The sequence below is a fragment of the Lysinibacillus alkalisoli genome, from assembly GCF_014643595.1.
Lineage (GTDB): Bacteria > Bacillota > Bacilli > Bacillales_A > Planococcaceae > Metalysinibacillus > Metalysinibacillus alkalisoli.
The window spans coordinates 172,079-192,132 of the sequence record NZ_BMJT01000003.1; the positions used below are offsets into that span (position 1 = coordinate 172,079).

Consider the following 20,054-nt stretch of genomic DNA (forward strand, 5'->3'; position numbering starts at 1 on the left):
CTCCTTCTTTTTTGCGAGGAGTGTGTGTATGACAAATTATTTAACCGTTCAAGCATTAACAAAATATATTAAAAGAAAATTTGAGGTAGATCCTCATTTGCGTAATGTCTTTGTACAAGGGGAGTTATCCAATGTTAAACTGCATACCTCAGGCCATATTTATTTTACATTAAAAGATGAGAAAACACGGATCAATGCCACAATGTTTAAAACACAAGCGCAGAAGCTGAGCTTTCGCCCCGAAAATGGCATGAAAGTGCTCATTCAAGGGGATGTCAATGTATATGAAGGTTATGGTACATATCAATTGTACGTACAAGACATGCAACCTGATGGTATTGGAAGTTTATTTGTTGCTTTTAATCAATTAAAAGAGCAGTTGCAAAAAGAAGGGTTATTTTTACCACAGTGGAAACAAACGATTCCTACATACCCTAAAACAATCGCTGTTATTACAGCAACAACAGGGGCTGCTATTCGAGATATTTGTACGACCATTAATCGCAGGTATCAACAAGCAAAAATTGAAATTTATCCTGCACTTGTCCAAGGGAAACAAGCTGCACCTTCGATTGTAGAACGTATACAACAAGTGAACATGTTAGGGCGAGCTGACGTTATTATTTGTGGTAGAGGTGGTGGCTCTATTGAGGATTTATGGGCTTTTAATGAAGAAGTCGTAGCACGTGCTATTTTCGAAAGTAGAATTCCTATCATTAGTGCAGTAGGTCATGAAACTGACACAACAATTGCCGATTTTGTTGCTGATTTACGTGCCCCAACGCCTACAGCGGCAGCGGAGCTAGCTGTACCAGACGATAAGGAATTACAAGAAAGAGTGTATAGTTACCAAACACGTATCAGTCATATGCTAAATACCAATTTAGCGAAACAACAACAGCGCTTACAATATCTCACACAATCCTATGTATTGTTAGATCCACAGCGCTTACTGCGAGAGCCTATACAACAATTAGCCCAATTGGAGTCGCGTTTGCCACAAGTATTACATATGAAAAATATGCAATATACTCAGCAAATGGAAAGATTGCAATATCGTTTGCAACAACATGGTCCAAAAGCTAAACTAGAACAGGTGAGTCAACAACTCGTTACATTAGGTGAGCGTTTACAGCGCAATATACTTCAGCAAGAAAGTAATGCTAAACAGCGCTTTGACGGTGCAGTGCGTGCTTTAACGACATTGAACCCTATGCAAACCTTGACGAGAGGTTTTCAAGTCACATATAAAGATGAAGCAATTGTGTCCTCTGTGACAAAATTACAAAAACATGATACAGTACACATTCAATTTAAAGATGGAAAAGCGACAGCACAAATTATAAATATAGAGGTGGAAGATAAATTATGACAACGTCATTAACGTTTTCTGAAGCGATTGAAGCACTTGAAAAAGTCGTTGCACAACTTGAAAGTGGCGAGGCAACATTAGAGGAAGCTGTTGACTTGTACACACAAGGCATGAAGTTATCTAAAATCTGTCAAGAAAAGCTACAAGTAGCCGAAAAGAAGATTGCTTCTATTATTGATGAAAATGGTAACGAACAACCGTTTGTGGAAGGGGAATAAGCATGACAACATTACAATCTTTTATGACGCAACACATCCCAATGATTGAAGAGACGATGTACGGGGAAGTAAAAAGACTAGATATACCAAAAAATTTAAAAGAAGCGATGCTTTATTCTTTAGAAGCAGGCGGCAAGCGAGTGCGACCATTATTTGTGTTAGCGGTTTTAGACTTGTTTAATAAAACATATAAAACCGGCTACACAGTAGGTGCTGCATTAGAAATGGTACACACATATTCGTTAATTCATGATGATTTGCCAAGTATGGATAACGACGATTATCGCCGAGGTAAATTAACGAATCATAAAGTATTTGGCGAAGCATTAGCTATTTTAGCAGGTGATGCGTTGAATACGTTAAGTTTTGGTGTGATTGCCCGCATGCCAGAGTTGACACCGCAGCAAAAGGTAGAGCTTATTCATCTATTTAGTGAGGCAGCGGGTGCTGAAGGTATGGTAGGTGGTCAAGTACTTGATATTGAAGGCGAACAAAAACAGCTAACATTAGCAGAACTTGAACAAGTGCATATTCATAAAACAGGTGCTCTATTACGTTTTGGCATTGAAGCGGGTGCTATTTTAGCAGATGCCACAGCAGAAGAACGCAGTCACCTTGTTGATTTTGCATATCATATTGGATTAGCCTTCCAAATTAAAGATGATATTTTAGATGTGGAAGGTACTACAGAAGAGTTAGGCAAAACAGCAGGTAAAGATGAAGCTAGTGATAAGAGCACATACCCTGCTTTATTAACGTTAGCAGGAGCTAAAGAAAAATTAATAGAGCATTACGAGGCTGCTCTGCAAGCATTAGCACAAATTAACAAAGATGCAGTTGTATTGGAAGAATTAACAAATTATATTGTGAAACGTAACAAATAATTCAAGACATTAATACGTGTTTCAAAGCAATACTATGCTAAAATATGTGAGTATCCTATCAATATGAGGGTTTTATTTTGTACCAATCAATAACGCTGTTATAATGTTGAAAACGGTGAATACATTTATGAAAAGGTGTGTGAGGAAGGTGGATTTAACGACAATTACGAGTCCATCCTTTTTAAAAAGTTTATCGAAATCAGAGCTAGAAACATTGGCACAAGATATTCGTACTTTTTTAATTGAAAAGTGTTCAATAACGGGTGGTCATATTGGGCCAAACTTAGGTGTTGTTGAACTTACGATTATGTTGCATAAAATGTTTGATAGCCCAAAAGATAAATTTTTATGGGATGTGGGCCACCAAGCTTACGTGCATAAAATTTTAACAGGTCGTGCGAGTCAATTTGATACACTACGTCAGTTCAAAGGGCTTTGTGGTTTCCCAAAGCTTGTGGAGAGTGAACATGATGAGTGGGAAACAGGTCATAGCTCGACGTCTCTTTCTGCCGCAATGGGTATGGCAGCTGCACGTGATATAAAGAAAGAAGACAATTATGTTATTCCAATCATTGGTGATGGTGCATTAACAGGTGGTATGGCGTTAGAAGCGTTAAATCATATTGGACATGCTAAAACAAATATGATTGTGATTTTAAATGATAATGAAATGTCAATTGCGCCAAATGTTGGTGCACTGCATAGTATTCTAGGCCGTTTACGTACAGCTAAAGAATATGCTAAGGCAAAGGAAGAGATGGAATCTTTAATCCATAAAATCCCTGTTGTAGGTGGTAAATTAGCACAAACAGCTGAACGTGTAAAAGACAGCTTAAAATATCTAGTGGTATCAGGTGTGTTCTTTGAGGAGATGGGCTTTAAATATCTAGGCCCGATTGATGGGCATGATTTTGAGGCATTAGAAACGACATTGAACTATGCAAAAAATGTAGAAGGCCCCGTATTAGTACACGTACTAACGAAAAAGGGTAAAGGGTATAAACCAGCTGAAGAAGATACGATTGGTACATGGCATGGTACAGGTCCTTATAAGATGGAAACAGGTGATTTTGTAAAATCAGCTGTCAAAGGTCCTGCTTGGAGTAGTTTAATTGCAGATACTGTGACGAAAATAGCAACAGATGATAATCGTATTGCTACGATTACACCAGCAATGCCGGTTGGTTCTAAATTAGAAGGGTTTGCGAAAGCGTTCCCAAATCGTTTCTTTGATGTAGGGATTGCTGAGCAACATGCCGCAACAATGGCAGCAGGTTTAGCCACACAGAAAATGAAACCGTTTTTAGCGATCTATTCTACTTTTTTACAACGCGCATATGATCAAGTATTGCATGATATTGCACGACCTAATTTAAATGTGTTTATCGGAATTGACCGAGCAGGTTTAGTTGGGGCAGATGGAGAGACTCATCAAGGTGTCTTTGATATTTCATTTTTGCGTGCGTTACCAAATATGGTTATTATGATGCCTAAAGACGAAAACGAAGGACAACATATGGTAAAAACAGCAATTGATTACGATGGTGGTCCTATCGCTTTGCGTTATCCGAGAGGTAATGGTTTAGGTGTACCTATGGATAAAGAGCTTAAAGCTTTGCCAATCGGCAGTTGGGAAGTATTGCGTGAAGGTAAAGATGCCGTTATCTTAACCTTTGGCACTACAATTCCGATGGCGCTTGAGGCCGCAACACAATTAGCTACTGAAGGCATTGATGTTGAAATAGTGAATGCACGCTTTATTAAACCATTAGATGAAGAGATGCTGCATCGTATTATGCGTGAACAAAAGCCTGTTATTACGTTAGAAGAAGCGGTTTTAGCAGGTGGCTTTGGCAGTGCTGTACTAGAGTTTGCTGCTGATCATCATTACACGGCGACAATAGATCGCATCGGGATTCCTGATGAGTTCATTGAGCATGGTAATGTGAATCAATTATTAGAAGAAATTAATGTAACAACAGATGAAACAATGGCACGAGTACGTAAACTTGTACCATTAAAGAAGTAGGATGACTATGACAAAACAACCAAAGGAACGTGTGGATGTTTTACTAGTAGAACGTGGCTTGTGTGAAACACGTGAAAAAGCAAAGCGTCATATTATGGCAGGTCTCGTTTTCTCCAATGAAGTGCGCATTGATAAAGCAGGTGAAAAAATAGCGATTGATGCGCCACTTCAAGTAAAAGGTTCAACATTAAAATATGTGAGCCGCGGTGGTTTGAAACTAGAAAAAGCGTTAACGTATTTTGATGTTACTGTACAAAATAAGCTAATGCTAGATATTGGTTCATCCACAGGTGGCTTTACAGATTGCGCATTACAAAACGGTGCCAGTCATTGTTATGCTTTAGATGTTGGCTCTAATCAACTTGCGTGGAAGATACGGTCAGATGAGCGAGTTACTGTGATGGAACGCACGAACTTTCGCTATACAACACCGAGTGATTTAACAGAAGGGCTCCCGCATTTTGCTACAATAGATGTCTCATTTATTTCATTATCGCTTATTTTACCTGTGTTGTATCAAATTTTACTACCGCAAGGCGATGTGATTGCTTTGGTAAAACCACAATTTGAAGCAGGTAAAGAACATGTAGGAAAAAAGGGCATTGTACGAGATGCTGCTGTGCATCTTATGGTATTAGAAAAAACAGCACAAATGGCAGCTGAAGTTGGCTTTGTTGTAAAGAATGCCACCTATTCACCGATTACAGGTGGTGAAGGTAACATTGAATTTTTATTCCATTTAGTGAAACCTAATGAAGCGCAAAATATCACAGCCTTTACTGACTTTAATATGCTAGTTAAAGAGGCTCATCAACAACTAAAGTAAAACACGTTCAGTACGCTGAACGTGTTTTTTCTTGTACTTTTATGCATAAAGTGTTAGTGTATTTATACAAATCATTAATTATTTATAAGAGGTGGATAATATGAATAAAGGCCAACGTCATATCCGGATTCGGGATATTATTGCTAATCACGAGGTTGAAACACAAGACGACCTAGTCGAACATTTGAAAAATGCCGGCTATAATGTGACGCAAGCAACCGTGTCGCGTGATATTAAAGAATTGCATTTAGTGAAGGTACCGCTACAAGATGGGCGTTATAAATATAGTTTACCTGCTGACCAACGTTTTAATCCTATCCAAAAACTACACCGTGCATTAGCTGATGCATTTGTGAGTATTGATGGGGCAACGCATTTTTTACTAATGAAAACATTGCCTGGTAACGCCAATGCCATTGCCTCTTTACTCGATCATTTAGACTGGGAAGAGATTATGGGGACCATTTCAGGGGATGACACAATCCTTATTATTTGTCACAATGAAGAAGAGAGAGAACGTATTAAAGAACGTTTACTAGAAATGCTTTAACTTTGAGGTGATGGATTTTGTTAAGAGAGCTTAGTATTCGCAACTTCGCGATTATTGAAGATTTAACCGTTAGTTTTGCTAATGGTTTAACCGTATTAACAGGAGAAACAGGAGCGGGTAAATCAATTATTATTGATGCTGTTCATTTATTAGCAGGTGGTAGAGGCTCACAAGAGTTTATTCGACATGGTGCTAGAAAAGCAGAATTGGGTGGTTTATTTCAAATCACATCACAATCTCATCCTGTTTTTACAAAACTAGAAGAAGCTGGTATTGAAGTTGAAGAAGGCACGATTATTTTACGGCGTGATTTAACAGACGCAGGGAAAAGCATTTGTCGCATTAATGGCAAGTTAGTACCGCTCTCTGTTTTGCGTCATATTGGCGCTTATCTGATAGATATTCACGGGCAACATGAGAATCAAGAATTAATGGATGAAAAACGCCATATTGAATTACTTGATTATTTTGCTGGGGATATGATACAGCCTTTAAAACAAAACTATGTGACGGCTTATGAAAAATATCGGGAGTTGCGACGAGAGCTTGAGGCAGTATCTATTGATGAACAACGTATTGCACAACGTATTGATTTATATCAATTTCAATTAAATGAACTAGAGTCTGCCGCCTTACAACAAGGTGAGGAAGAAATATTACATGAAGAACGAAAAAAACTGATGAATTTTAATAAAATTTATGAGTCTGCTAATATTGCATATGAAGCATTGTCTGGAGAGCAACACGGTCTAGATTTTATTCGGCATGCGATGCAAGCCTTACAAGATGTCGCTAATCTTGACGACCAATTTAAAGAGGCAGCAGAAGCAGTTTCATCTGCATTTTATGCTTTGGAGGATGCAAGTTATCAAACGCAAAGTAATTTAGATACGTTAGAGTTTGACCCCATGCGATTAAATGAGGTTGAAGAGCGTTTAACAACGATCCAAACAATGAAACGCAAATACGGCGCTACTATTGAAGAAATTTTAACCTATGAAGCTCGAATCTCAGAAGAACTACATGAATTATTGCACCATGATGAAACATTGCATAAAAAAGAACAACAAGTGATTGAGATGAAGGAGACATTAACAGAGCTCGCACAAGGTCTTTCTCTTATTCGTAAACAAGCAGCTGGGCAGTTAAGTGAGGCCATTATGAAAGAGCTACGCTTATTACATATGGAGAAGGCTAAATTTGTTGTGCATATTAATGAAGCCGTACAATTTGACCAAAATGGTCTAGATGAAATTGCTTTTTATATTTCCACCAACGTAGGTGAACCACCTAAATCATTGCCTAAAATTGCTTCAGGTGGTGAGTTGTCACGTATGATGCTAGCATTGAAAACGATTTTTTCTTCCAATAATGGTGTGACATCTATTATTTTTGATGAAGTAGATACAGGAGTTAGCGGGCGAGTTGCACAAGCGATTGCTGAGAAGATTGCAGCTATTGCTGTTAACTCACAAGTGCTTTGTATTTCACATTTGCCACAAGTTGCAGCTATGGCAGACCATCATTATTTTATTAAAAAAGAAGTAGAGCAAAATCGTACCTATACATCATTAACGGAAATTGATGAGCAAGCACGAATTGAAGAATTATCCCGCATGATGAGCGGTGCAGAGATTACAGACTTGACACTACAACATGCCAAAGAATTAAGAGAGATGGCAGATGAGCGCAAAAAACAATTGCATATGTAAAAAATCTCCTTTGTTGAAAAATGGGGAATTAGTAAAAAAATGAGGAATTTAAGCTGAAGCGCTGTATTTCTCGTTTTTTTATCGTGATTGAAAGTGTATTACGAGGTGAAAAGTTAGCACTGAACATAGTATAATGAAGATATAACGATTAACGTTATATCGAAAGTTATAGAAAGTGACCATACGTATCTTTATGTCACAATACTCATAGTACCGTTAAATTTAGCCCATTTCTATACAAGCTTTTGTTTGAAAAGACGAAAAATAGGGTATATGGTATGAGAAGGGTTTTGTCATTTTTAGCTATAACATAATTGTTATAGTGAAGGGGGAAATGGATGTGGATCAAATTAAAGTAGTTGTTGCAGATGATAGCAACGAGATAATTGAAGTCTTACAAGAACACTTTCACTCACATCCAATAATTAAAATTGTGGCAACAGCAGCTAATGGCAGAGAGTGTGTGTCGATGATTGAGCAGCATCGTCCACACGTTGTCTTATTAGATAATGTGATGCCCCAACTTGATGGCATGGGTGTGTTAGAGCATATTGCAAACTCTGATGTTACACAAATAGATGAAGTTAAAATCATTATGTGTACAGCGTTTGCTAAAGATGAAATTATCAAACGAGCAGCAAATTATGGCGCGCATTATTTCATTTCTAAACCATTTGATTTGGCGCAACTAGAAAAAGAAATTATCCATAGTATGCAAACTGAAGCGACATCACAACTACTAGATGAACAACAAGTAATGACTTTGTTAAAAAATTTAAGTATCCCATCGCATTTAAAAGGATTTACGTATTTAGTCGAAGCTATTTTACTCGTTTATAAGCATCATCAAATTATTAATGCAATAACGAGAGAAGTTTATCCTAAAGTTGCACTTGCACATAATGCTTCAAGTGATAGTGTTGAACGAGCGATTCGAACTGCTATTACGCAATCTTGGAGCAAACCTACTACAGCAACAAAAAAAGAGATTTTTGGGGACGAAGAGAAACCTTCCAATGCGCAATTTATTGCCAAAGTTAGTACGTATTTAAAATGAAAAAATGCTAATTACGCATCCACACGTAATTAGCATTTTTTAGTATAATATGTAGAAAAATAAATATATAGATAGTCCTAAAGTAGTTTTATATAAAAGAGTGATGGGTATATAAGACTTAAACAAATGATAACGACTAAACAAACAGTCATAGATTGATTATACTAAGAGAAAAGAGGAAAGGAGTGTACATATGACAATAATAGAAAATGATTATTTTACTTTAGCAGAACAAAATGAAAAGGTGCAAATTAAAGTAAAAGTAAGTGGTTTTTCACTTAAGCAATTTGATGTCATACTGCGTGCTAATCCGCGTGTGAAATTGACTAATTTTTCGATTTTAAAAAATGCATTAGAGCAAGCAAAAGATGAATGGCTAGATGTTGGCACATGGTTACCTAATATCGAAGTAGATGTGGCGCGTGACAAAATGTCTGCGACCATTACTGTGCACGAAACGCTGCAAACGCTAATAGAAGAAGAAACCCGCATTCAACAGCAAATTACAACTGCTCTTCAACAACATAAAATTACATATGGTATTAAACAAGTTCCGATGTCCATGATTGTACCAAGTAAAGCGGTACTCATTGCACAAGGAATAGAGCCAATTAATGGCAAAGACGCTAAGATTACATATTTACCTAAACCAGAGCGTAAACCCGTAATTAAAGAAGATGGAAAAGCAGACTATTATGATATGAACTTTATTATGGAAATTACAGAAGGTAGCTGGTTAGGTGAGAAGGAGTTAGCTACGGAAGGTGAACCAGGTTACAACGTATTTGGTGACGCTATCCCTGCAAAAAAGGGGCGCGACTTACCAATACGTTATGATAAAAAATCTTCTTATGAGGTAGAAGAAGACGGGAAAATTGTTATACGCTCTAAAATTTCGGGTATTTTAGATGATGAGAAGGGTATGATTAAGGTGAGTCATCACCTGCCAATCGCTGGTGATGTTGGTGTTGAAACAGGCAACCTTCAATTTGATGGTTCAATTGCGATTCGCGGCACAGTGAGTTCGGGTTATCGAGTAATTGCGAAAGGTGATATTTCAATTGAAGCAGCAGAAGGCGTGAGCGGAGCTGAATTAATCAAATCACTAGAAGGAGATATTTATATTCGAGGTGGTATTTTTGGCCTAGGTAAAACACAGATAGAAGCAGGTGGCAGTATTTTTGTTAAACATGTGAATGAAGCTAACTTAATAGCAGGTGAAGAAATTAATATTGGCGCTTATGCTTTAGGTTCCAATCTGAAAGCGCATACGATTACAATGAATGAGCATAAAGGCAAAATTATGGGTGGTGAAGCCATTGCTAAAAGTAGCATTATCACAGCAATTTCTGGTAATCATCTTGAAAGACGTACCAATTTGATTATTGATAGTGTCAATAAAAAAGAAGTGTATGCCAAAATTCAAGAACACGCACAACATTATAAAGAGCAACAACAAAAATTAGCAGAATATGAAAAAATCCTGATTAATTTTGAAGCGATGCCAGCTAAAGATGCTTCTCAACAACAAACATATCAAGAAGTGCAATCTGCTCACGAAGAAATGTTAGATGAGATGATGAGGCAAGATTTTGAAATTAAAGAGATGATGGATAAAGTACGTCAAACTGGTAAAGAAGAAATCACAGTGACAAAAATTGCACATCCCGGCACTTATATACAGATTGGTAAAAAATCATCCCTTTTCACTAAAGAGAAAAAGGGGCGCTTTAAATTGGAATTTGGTGAGTTAAATGTCTAAAAATTTAGATGTCTTTGCACATCGTGGAGGCTCTCAAACGGCGGTTGAAAATACGATGGCAGCTTTTGAAGAGGCAAGGATAATTGGCGCGACGGGTGTTGAATTAGATATACAATTTTCAAAAGATGGGATTCCAGTCGTTTTTCATGATGATACGTTATATCGTATGACAGGAAAACGTATGGCTGTTAATGCGTTAACCGTTCAACAACTACTCGCATTAAAGCAAGGAGGCTGCTTGACCCGGCGTTTTGTGGGGGATCGCATTACAACATTTAAAGAAGTGCAAGAGTGGGCTATACAATATGCATATCCATTAAATGTTGAATTGAAGAAAGAAACATTACTACAAGAATCAGCGCTGAGAGCGTTAGTTCGAGAGATGGTGTTGCCAAGAGGAAGTCATATTTCTACATTTAGTGAAGAAATCGTGCATATCGTTCACGATGAACGACCAGATATTGACTTAGCTTTACTTGTCGTAAAAGATACGGATTGGTCAACCCTTCACACATTGCCAATTCGTTATGTACATGCACACCGAAAATATTATAAAGATGATTTATTAAATCAAGCAGCAGATGCTTCTTTAGGTGTGCGTTTGTATCACATTACAGGAGATGAAACCTACCTTGCTCGTCCACATCGTGCTATCATTGGCTATATTACAGATTATCCAGAAAAGGTAGGACAACGAATTTTATGAAGATTGCATTATTTGGTGTAGGTCGCACAGGTCGACAAGTAATAGCACAAGCAAGTGAAAAGCATACTATACAGGCGCTTGTGCGTTCTGAGCGTGCAGGAAATGCCCATATGATTATAGGAGATGCTACAGATTCAAAAGCCGTTAATGAAGTAATACAAGGTTGTGACGTTGTGATTAGCGCACTAGGTACAGATCAAAATAATGTATTGCAAAAAAACATGGCACTTGTTGTCCAGGCGATGACAGCAACAAATGTACAGAGAATTATTGTTGTAAGTACAGCCGCTATTTTAAACAGTAAAGAAAGTCCGCAATTATTACGTTATCAAACTGGTGAATCCAAACGTAGGAGTACAACAGCGGCTGAGGACCATCACACGATGTTTACGATTTTGCAAGAGAGTACATTAGATTGGACATTAGTGTGTCCGACAGCATTAATAGATGGGGATGCATTAACTTATCGAATGGCGACCGACTATTTGCCTGAAAATCCAGAAAAAATTACTCGTGCAGCTGTAGCGAGTTGTGTGTTGAATATTATGGAAAGCAATGCCTATCAACAAAAGCGAATCGGTATTGCGCGATAACGAGCAAATAAAAAGAAGGAGGCTTAGCCCCCTTCTTTTTATTTTTTTTGAAAGCGCTGTGCCACTTTACCATTTTTTCGGTCTCTGTGAAGTAAAAAGCCAGCGAAGAAACCAAAACCAATCACAAATAAAATAACGCCAATAATAAATTGCAACCATAAGAATGGTAGTGGTGCAATTAATTTTCCAAATAATGTGTCACGCATCAATTTAATGCCACCTGCAGCCATTACTCCAGGGACTAATAAAACGAGAAATGCGGCAAAACGAGCCATTTCCTCTCCTCCTCTAACCTATGCTTAAATTTTACCTGTCATTGTGACAAAGTCAAGAAGACGGCTTGAAGTGTCATAGAAAATTCGGATGCATGAAAGAGGGTTTAAAATATTTCAGTATAATAAAAATACTACATAATGTAGCGATGAAGCGCATGAATACAATAATTAAAAGAATTTTCAGTAAATTTAAAAAAGTATTATTTACATAAAAATAAGCAGAAAAGAGTTGCGTTTATACGTAAATATCAGTAATGTAAAAATTAGAGATACAGTATCGTAAGCGCTTACGAAATGCTGTATATACTAAAAATGAATAATAATAAGCATGAATTAAAGGGGATGTCGTTATGAAAATTTTTGAGTATATGAACAAGTATGACTATGAACAGCTGATTTTTTGTAATGATGAGGCATCAGGTTTAAAAGCAATTATTGCCATTCATGATACAACATTAGGGCCTGCACTAGGTGGAGCACGTATGTGGTCTTATGCAACAGAAGATGAAGCTATTGAAGATGCATTGCGTTTAGCAAGGGGTATGACGTATAAAAATGCAGCAGCAGGTTTAAATCTTGGTGGCGGAAAGACAGTAATTATTGGAGACCCATTCCAAGACAAAAATGAAGAAATGTTCCGAGCATTAGGTCGTTTTATTCAAAGTTTAAATGGTCGTTATATTACAGCAGAAGATGTGGGTACAACTGTGAGTGATATGGATACTATACATGAAGAAACAGATTATGTAACAGGGATCTCACCTGCGTTTGGTTCGTCAGGAAATCCATCACCTGTAACAGCATATGGCGTCTATTTAGGGATTAAAGCTGCAGCGAAAGAAGCGTTTGGCACAGATATGCTAAAAGATCGCACAGTAGCTGTCCAAGGATTAGGTAATGTAGCGTCTCATTTATGTGATTATTTACATAAAGACGGGGCAAAGTTAATTGTGACAGATATTAATCAAGATGCGGTAAAACGTATTGTTGAAGCATATGATGCCACTGCCGTAGCACCTGATGAAATTTACGCACAAGAGGTTGATATTTTTGCACCTTGCGCACTAGGTGGTATTATTAATGATGAGACATTAGAAATGTTACAAGCAAAAGTTGTCGCTGGCTCAGCTAATAATCAATTAAAAGATTCTAAACATGGTGACAAATTACATGAGCTTGGTATTGTATACGCACCCGACTATGTCATTAATGCAGGTGGCGTTATTAATGTAGCAGACGAATTATATGGTTATAACAGAGAGCGTGCCATGAAACGAGTAGAAACGATTTATACAAGTTTAGAAAAAATCTTCGCTATTTCAAAAGAGAAAAACGTGCCAACTTATGTAGCAGCTAACCATTTAGCAGAAGATCGTATTGCACGTATGGCAAAGTCTCGCAGCCAATTCGTGAAAAACGAAAAAAATATTTTACACAAACGTTAATGAACAAAGCTACCCTTACAAACGAATAGCATTCGCGTGAGAGGTAGCTTTTTTAGAAAGGAGAATGGCAATGACAAATGAGTATGATTTAGTCATTATTGGTGGAGGTGCTGGCGGTTATGTCGCAGCAATTCGTGCGGCACAGAGTGGTTTGAAAACAGCGATTGTAGAACATGTAGCAATGGGAGGCACATGTCTTCATCGAGGTTGTATTCCAAGTAAAGCCATGTTAAGAAGTGCAGAAGTTTACCGCACACTTAAGCAAGATGCAGCAGGTTACGGTGTAGAAGCAACAGGTGTATTTTTACATTTCAATCGTGTGCAAGAACGTAAACGTGCTATCGTTCAACAATTATATTCAGGTGTACAAGGTTTAATGCAAAAAGGTCATATTGATGTATATGAAGGTTTTGGGCGTATACTAGGCCCTTCTATTTTCTCACCAATGCCAGGGACTGTCTCAGTTGAAATGGTGGATGGCTCTGAAAATGCGATTTTGATTCCAAAGAACGTAATTATTGCTACTGGCACAACACCACGTGTATTACCAGGCATTCCCGTAGACGGTGAGTATGTGATGACATCGGATCATGCATTAAACATTCAAGAGTTGCCTAAATCTATTTTAATTATTGGTGGCGGTGTTATTGGTGTAGAGTGGGCTTCCATGTTTATTGATTTTGGTGTTGAAGTAACAGTTTTAGAGCAAGGTGACCGCTTATTGCCACAAGAAGATACAGAGATCTCGAAAACATTATCAGCTGAACTTAGAAAGCGTGGGGTTAATTTAATTACTGATGCAGTCGTTAAAACAGACTCATTTACACGCGAGGGCGAACATATGACATTACTAGCTGAAGTAAACGGCGAGGTACAGTCATTTGAAGGCGAGCGTATTTTCTTAAGTATTGGTCGCACGGGTAATGTTAATGATATTGGCTTGCAAAACACAGAAATTGAAGTGGAGCATGGGTTTATTAAGGTGAATGAAAACTACCAAACAAAAGAGTCACATATTTATGCGATTGGCGATGTCATTGGTGGCGTTCAATTAGCACATGTTGCTTCTAATGAAGGTATGGCAGCTGTTGAGCATATTATTAAAGGTGAAACGACATATATTAATGGATTAGATGTACCACGTTGCATATATTCGTACCCAGAAGCAGCAAGTATTGGTTACTCCGAATCACAAGCTAAAGAGGCAGGCTTTGATATTAAGGTAGGTAAATTCCCATTCCAAGCGAATGGTAAGGCTTTAGTTTATGGTGAGTCAGTTGGTTTTGTAAAAGTGATTGCAGATAAAAATACGAATGATTTATTAGGTGTGCATATGGTAGGGCCTCATGTGACAGATATGATTTCAGAAGCGGCATTAGCCAAGGTGCTAGACGCTACGCCATGGGAAATTAGCTTAGCCATCCATCCACATCCAACGTTAAGTGAGGTTTTTGCAGAAGCTTCAATGGCGATTGATGGATTAGCGATTCACAAGTAAGGGGGATTTGGGATGAAAGAACATATTGACTATAAAGCGTTAGGACTTACAAAAGAAGATGTACTAGCCATGTACGAAACAATGCTGATGGCTAGACGATTAGATGAGCGCATGTGGCTTTTAAACCGCGCAGGTAAAATACCATTTGTTATTTCATGTCAAGGGCAAGAAGCAGCGCAAGTAGGAGCAGCATTTGCACTTAATCAACAAAAGGACTATGTGGCACCTTATTACCGTGACTTAGGTGTTGTGTTGCATTTCGGTATGACAGCTAAAGATTTAATGCTATCTGCTTTTGCTAAAGCCGAAGACCCTAACTCTGGTGGGCGTCAAATGCCAGGGCATTTTGGTCAAAAGAAAAACCGTATTTTATCAGGTTCTTCACCTGTAACTACTCAAGTACCACATGCTGTAGGTGTAGCGCTAGCAGGTAAGATGAATAAAGAAGACTTTGTATCGTTTGTTACATTAGGCGAAGGGTCATCTAACCAAGGCGATTTCCATGAAGGGGCTAACTTTGCTGGTGTGCATAAATTACCAGTCATTATTATGGTTGAAAATAACCAATACGCGATTTCTGTACCACTTGATTTACAACTTGCTTGTGAGAATGTATCCGACCGTGCAGTAGGCTATGGTATGCCAGGTGTTACAGTAGATGGCAAAAATCCATTAGCTGTTTACCAAGTAGTGAAAGAGGCAGCAGATCGTGCGCGTAATGGCGAAGGGCCAAGTTTAATTGAAACAAAGACGTATCGTTTAACAGCACATTCTTCAGATGATGACCAACGTCAATACCGCACCAAAGAAGATATTGAGGAAGGTTTTATTAAAGACCCCATTCATTTATTTGAAAATTATTTGCGTGACGAACAACTTGCAACAGATGAAGATTTAACAGCAATCAATGAGCGCGTAATGGCAGAGGTTAATGAGGCAACAGAATATGCCGAAGCCGCTCCTTATGCTAAAGCAGAAGACTTATATACCTATGTTTATGCAGAGGAGGGGGAAGCATAATGGCTGTAATGTCTTATTTAGATGCTATTACATTAGCAATGAAGGAAGAAATGCAACGTGACGAGCGCGTTTTTATTTTAGGTGAGGATGTAGGGCGTAAAGGTGGCGTGTTTAAAGCAACTGCTGGTTTATTTGATGAATTTGGACATGATCGTGTATTAGATACACCACTTGCTGAGAGTGCTATTGCGGGTGTTGGTATTGGTGCTGCTATGTATGGCATGCGACCTATTGCAGAGATGCAGTTTGCCGACTTTATTATGCCTGCTGTCAACCAAATTGTATCAGAGGCTGCAAAAATGCGATTCCGCTCTAACAATGATTGGTCGTGTCCAATGGTAATACGTGCCCCATTCGGTGGTGGCGTACACGGAGCCTTATACCACTCTCAATCAGTTGAAGCTTTATTTGCAGGGACGCCTGGTTTAAAGATTGTGATTCCTTCAACGCCTTACGATGCAAAAGGCCTGTTGAAAGCCGCTATTCGCGACCCCGACCCTGTGTTGTTTTTTGAACATAAGCGAGCATATCGTTTAATTAAAGGTGAAGTGCCGGCAGATGACTACACATTACCTTTAGGTAAAGCAGATATTAAGCGTGAAGGTGAAGATTTAACGGTGATTACGTACGGTTTAGCTGTGCATTTTGCACTGCAAGCTGCCGACCGTTTGGCGAGTGATGGGATTGATGCTGAGGTGGTTGATTTACGCACAGTATATCCACTCGATAAGGAGACGATTATTCAATCTGCTAGTAAAACAGGCAAAGTATTACTTGTTACAGAAGATAATAAGGAAGGCAGTATTATTAGTGATATTGCTGCGATTATTGCAGAAGAATGTTTATTTGATTTGGATGCGCCAATTAAACGTTTAGCAGGACCTGATGTACCTGCGATGCCATATGCACCAACGATGGAAAAAGAATTTATGATTAGTCCAGAAAAAGTAGAACGCGCTATGCGTGAACTAGCGGCGTTTTAAGGGGGATACTCATGACACAAAATATTTTAATGCCACAACTCGGTGAGAGTGTTACAGAAGGTACAATTGACCGCTGGCTAGTAAAACCTGGCGACAAAGTAAATAAATACGATGCACTAGCTGAAGTAACAACAGATAAGGTAACCGCTGAAATTCCATCTTCTTTTACAGGCGTTATTGGTAAACTAGTAGCAGAAGAAGGCGAAACATTGCCTGTTGGTGCTGTTGTATGTACAATTGAGGCAGAAGATGTACCTGCACCGCCAGAAGAGAAAAGTTCCGCGGTGAGCGCAGCGATTTTAAATGCAGGTACAAAAACTACAGAGCAAGCACCAGCGCCTCAAAAGATTGAACAGCCAAAAGGCGAAGGCATGAAGGCACGTTATTCGCCAGCTGTGTTACGTTTAGCACAAGAACATGATATTGACTTAACATTACTTACAGGTTCAGGAGCGGCAGGGCGTATTACACGAAAAGACGTCCAAGCGGTTATTGATGGTAAATTTACAGTGACAGCATCAACACCAGCGCCAACACCAGCACCAGCTGCGTCAACATCAGGTACGAATGTTGAAAAGACAACAACAGCGCCCGTAGAGGAAGTTACAACTGCAGAAGGTGATGTAGTAATCCCTGTCTCTAAAGTACGCAGTGCCATTGCTAAAAATATGCAACGTAGCGTAACAGAAATCCCGCATGCCTGGATGATGATGGAAGTAGATGTCACAGACTTAGTAGCCTATCGCGATAGTTTAAAAGCAGAATTTAAAGCACGTGAAGGTTTTTCATTAACGTATTTTGCCTTCTTTGTTAAAGCTGTAGCACAAGCTTTAAAGGAATATCCAATGTTGAATTCAACATGGGCAGGGGACAATATTATTCAAAAGAAAGCTATTAATTTATCCATTGCTGTAGCAACAGACGATGCACTATTCGTCCCTGTCATCAAAAATGCAGACGATAAGTCTGTAAAAGGGATTGCCAAAGATATTTGGGAGCTTTCTCAAAAAACAAAAGCAGGTAAATTAAAAATGGATGATATGACAGGCGGTACATTTACAGTCAATAACACAGGTTCGTTTGGCTCAATGCAATCGATGGGAATTATTAATCATCCTCAAGCTGCTATTTTACAAATAGAAAATATTGTTAAAAAACCTGTGATTTTAGAAGGTGGAATGATTGCTGCACGTGATTGTGTAAATTTATGTTTATCACTTGATCATAGAATTTTAGACGGTTTAGTATGTGGTAAATTCTTAAGTAGAGTCAAAGAAATTCTCGAAAATACAAATAAATCAACAATGTCCGTATATTAGTAAAACGATGAGAAGCCTGTTATAACAGGGCTTCTCATTTTTTGTACTTTTCGCAAAGTGCTTTGTAAGGTAGAATAGTTGTAGAAACTACTAAGGGGGGAAGCTGTTTAGCGTCCACATGTCAAAAAACATGAAAGATATTCAATTCGACACTGTCACTTATGACAGCTGGAAAGAGCAGGCAATAAAGGCGCTCAAAGGTAAACCATTTGAGTCACTATTTACTAAAATTAGTGAAGGTATTACGTTAGAGCCGCTTTACACAAAGGAAATGCTTTTTGAAAAATTGGGAGAGCAGCTCGACAAACAAGTGTCTACGATTCGTTCCCTACGTGAAGACACCACGTTTAAAATTGCTCAACAAACGTATGCAACAAGTAGTGAACAATTTTTAGCAAGTATAAAAGATAGTTTATCCCGTGGTAATGAAGTGATTACAATTGATAGCCGTATGAGTTTTGATTGGGATGAAACGACATTGCGTGAGCTAGCGCAATATTTTACTGAATATTCATTTAAAATCACGGTACAAAATGAACAAGACCCATTATTGCGAGTATTTGAATTTGCATCAAAGGATAGTAAAGGTTGTATTATTAGCCCTGTGCCTATTACGTTAGCAAATTTTGATCAAGTGCGTACTATTTGTGCTAATACGATTCATTATCACAATGAAGGAGCCAATGCAGTACAAGAGTTAGCATTAGCATTAGCATTAGCAGCAAAATATGCAGATGAGGCAGATTGCTTTGATACATTCGTTAAGAAATTCTTTGTTACATTTGCAGTTGATACACAATTCTTCATTGAAATCGCTAAAATTCGTGCTTTCAGAGTATTATGGAAAGCGTTCACATCAGCATATGGTGTGACAGACGATGTAATTGTGCCAATTGTGGCAGAAACATCTATTCGCAGTAATTCAAAATTAGATGTTTATGTTAACTTATTGCGTTCAGGTAATGAGGCATTATCGGCAGCAATAGGTGGCGCTGACTATTTCACTGTACACCCGCATGATGTTTTAACTTCGCCGACCGAGCAGTCGGTTAGGATTGCACGTAACGTATCATTAGTATTAAAAGAAGAGACACATGTATTACGTGTGACAGACCCAGCAGGTGGTTCATATTTTATTGAGTCACTTACAGCTGATTTTGTAAATGAGGCATGGGCATTATTCTTAACGATACAAGACCAAGGTGGTTTTGATACTTTTGAACAAAATGGTCAACTCAAAGCGATGCTTACAGCGTCTTATGAGGCACGTATTACAGAAGTAGCAACACGTAAAACATCACTGATTGGTACAAACATCTATGCCAATCCAGAAGATGAATTACCAACAGTTGAAAATGAAATTTATGCTACTGTTAAACGTTTAGCGTTGCCATTTGAGCAATTACGTGAGCAATACGTTACAGCACAACCAAAAATCGCTATTTTAACATATGGTGCTTTAAAGGACTTTAAGCCGCGCGCAGATTTCGTATCTGGCTTTGTTAATACAGTCGGAATTGTTGCTACACAAAGTGGTGCTATAGAAAGTATCGAAGAAGCTAAAAAATGGCTTGCAGAAACAGATGCACAGTATGTAGTGTTAGCTGCAACAAATGAAGCAACAGCCGAACTCGTACCAGCATTATTAACGGTGAAGCCCGCTCATGTGTTACTAGATGTAGCAGGAAAATTCACACAACAAGAGGACTGGATCACGAGTGGATTGAATGGTGCTGTGTATGCAGGGCAAAATATTATTGATAAATTACAAGCTGTTTTACAAAGCATAAAGGAGGTTCACTAAT

18 protein-coding genes are annotated in these 20,054 nt (G+C 38.3%); 17 read left to right on the plus strand and 1 reads right to left on the minus strand.

Translation table 11 applies throughout. From position 1 onward, the window contains the following. The first annotated feature begins 22 nt into the window (after window positions 1-22). The 11 genes from xseA to IEW44_RS05370 all read left to right on the plus strand — a co-directional run bounded on the left by xseA (window position 23) and on the right by IEW44_RS05370 (window position 11,709). Window positions 23-1,372 carry an exodeoxyribonuclease VII large subunit gene (gene xseA, locus IEW44_RS05320; protein ID WP_308421626.1) on the plus strand — a complete coding sequence of 450 codons (1,350 nt, stop codon included), beginning with the start codon at window positions 23-25 and terminating at the stop codon, window positions 1,370-1,372. Next, on the plus strand, window positions 1,369-1,590 hold the full coding sequence (gene xseB, locus IEW44_RS05325) for an exodeoxyribonuclease VII small subunit (protein WP_188614003.1): 222 nt from the start codon (window positions 1,369-1,371) through the stop codon (window positions 1,588-1,590). Before xseA ends, xseB begins: the two co-directional genes overlap by 4 nt. Before the next feature lie 2 nt (window positions 1,591-1,592). After that, window positions 1,593-2,474, plus strand: a complete 882-nt coding sequence (locus tag IEW44_RS05330) for a polyprenyl synthetase family protein (protein ID WP_188614004.1) — start codon at window positions 1,593-1,595, stop codon at window positions 2,472-2,474. A gap of 148 nt (window positions 2,475-2,622) precedes the next feature. Further along, window positions 2,623-4,503, plus strand: a complete 1,881-nt coding sequence (dxs, locus tag IEW44_RS05335) for a 1-deoxy-D-xylulose-5-phosphate synthase (RefSeq protein ID WP_188614005.1) — start codon at window positions 2,623-2,625, stop codon at window positions 4,501-4,503. A 7-nt stretch (window positions 4,504-4,510) separates the two neighbouring features. Beyond that, the gene (locus IEW44_RS05340; protein WP_188614006.1) at window positions 4,511-5,329 is read left to right on the plus strand and encodes a TlyA family RNA methyltransferase; all 819 of its coding nucleotides are present in this window, start codon (window positions 4,511-4,513) and stop codon (window positions 5,327-5,329) included. Window positions 5,330-5,429: 100 nt separating this feature from the next. After that, window positions 5,430-5,879: a transcriptional regulator AhrC/ArgR gene (gene ahrC / locus IEW44_RS05345; RefSeq protein ID WP_188614007.1), complete on the plus strand. Its 450-nt coding sequence runs from the start codon at window positions 5,430-5,432 to the stop codon at window positions 5,877-5,879. Between the two features lie 17 nt (window positions 5,880-5,896). Continuing rightward, window positions 5,897-7,591 carry a DNA repair protein RecN gene (gene recN, locus IEW44_RS05350; protein ID WP_188614008.1) on the plus strand — a complete coding sequence of 565 codons (1,695 nt, stop codon included), beginning with the start codon at window positions 5,897-5,899 and terminating at the stop codon, window positions 7,589-7,591. A gap of 340 nt (window positions 7,592-7,931) precedes the next feature. Continuing rightward, window positions 7,932-8,648 carry a sporulation transcription factor Spo0A gene (spo0A, locus tag IEW44_RS05355; RefSeq protein WP_188614009.1) on the plus strand — a complete coding sequence of 239 codons (717 nt, stop codon included), beginning with the start codon at window positions 7,932-7,934 and terminating at the stop codon, window positions 8,646-8,648. A gap of 193 nt (window positions 8,649-8,841) precedes the next feature. Beyond that, window positions 8,842-10,410 carry a flagellar assembly protein A gene (locus tag IEW44_RS05360; RefSeq protein ID WP_188614010.1) on the plus strand — a complete coding sequence of 523 codons (1,569 nt, stop codon included), beginning with the start codon at window positions 8,842-8,844 and terminating at the stop codon, window positions 10,408-10,410. Beyond that, on the plus strand, window positions 10,403-11,116 hold the full coding sequence (locus IEW44_RS05365; RefSeq protein ID WP_188614011.1) for a glycerophosphodiester phosphodiesterase: 714 nt from the start codon (window positions 10,403-10,405) through the stop codon (window positions 11,114-11,116). The genes IEW44_RS05360 and IEW44_RS05365 overlap by 8 nt, the downstream gene beginning before the upstream one ends. After that, window positions 11,113-11,709, plus strand: coding sequence for an NAD(P)-dependent oxidoreductase (locus IEW44_RS05370; protein WP_188614012.1), 597 nt, complete (start codon window positions 11,113-11,115; stop codon window positions 11,707-11,709). The genes IEW44_RS05365 and IEW44_RS05370 overlap by 4 nt, the downstream gene beginning before the upstream one ends. A 38-nt stretch (window positions 11,710-11,747) precedes the next feature. Here the strand turns inward: IEW44_RS05370 and IEW44_RS05375 are convergent, their stop codons facing one another. Further along, complete coding sequence (locus tag IEW44_RS05375; protein WP_188614013.1) at window positions 11,748-11,984, minus strand: DUF2627 domain-containing protein; 237 nt, start codon at window positions 11,982-11,984, stop codon at window positions 11,748-11,750. A gap of 350 nt (window positions 11,985-12,334) precedes the next feature. On the opposite strand from IEW44_RS05375, the gene IEW44_RS05380 reads away from it, so the two are divergent. The 6 genes from IEW44_RS05380 (at window position 12,335) to IEW44_RS05405 (ending at window position 20,053) form a co-directional block, all read left to right on the plus strand. After that, window positions 12,335-13,429, plus strand: coding sequence for a Glu/Leu/Phe/Val family dehydrogenase (locus IEW44_RS05380; RefSeq protein WP_188614014.1), 1,095 nt, complete (start codon window positions 12,335-12,337; stop codon window positions 13,427-13,429). A gap of 70 nt (window positions 13,430-13,499) precedes the next feature. Further along, on the plus strand, window positions 13,500-14,927 hold the full coding sequence (gene lpdA / locus IEW44_RS05385; protein ID WP_188614015.1) for a dihydrolipoyl dehydrogenase: 1,428 nt from the start codon (window positions 13,500-13,502) through the stop codon (window positions 14,925-14,927). Window positions 14,928-14,939: 12 nt separating this feature from the next. Next, window positions 14,940-15,947 carry a thiamine pyrophosphate-dependent dehydrogenase E1 component subunit alpha gene (locus IEW44_RS05390; RefSeq protein ID WP_188614016.1) on the plus strand — a complete coding sequence of 336 codons (1,008 nt, stop codon included), beginning with the start codon at window positions 14,940-14,942 and terminating at the stop codon, window positions 15,945-15,947. Further along, window positions 15,947-16,930 (plus strand): alpha-ketoacid dehydrogenase subunit beta, encoded by a 984-nt coding sequence (locus IEW44_RS05395; RefSeq protein ID WP_188614017.1) that lies wholly within the window; start codon window positions 15,947-15,949, stop codon window positions 16,928-16,930. The genes IEW44_RS05390 and IEW44_RS05395 overlap by 1 nt, the downstream gene beginning before the upstream one ends. Window positions 16,931-16,941: 11 nt before the next feature. Then, complete coding sequence (locus IEW44_RS05400; RefSeq protein WP_188614018.1) at window positions 16,942-18,249, plus strand: dihydrolipoamide acetyltransferase family protein; 1,308 nt, start codon at window positions 16,942-16,944, stop codon at window positions 18,247-18,249. Between the two features lie 118 nt (window positions 18,250-18,367). Further along, window positions 18,368-20,053 carry a methylmalonyl-CoA mutase family protein gene (locus tag IEW44_RS05405; protein WP_188614019.1) on the plus strand — a complete coding sequence of 562 codons (1,686 nt, stop codon included), beginning with the start codon at window positions 18,368-18,370 and terminating at the stop codon, window positions 20,051-20,053. Window position 20,054 lies beyond the last annotated feature (1 nt).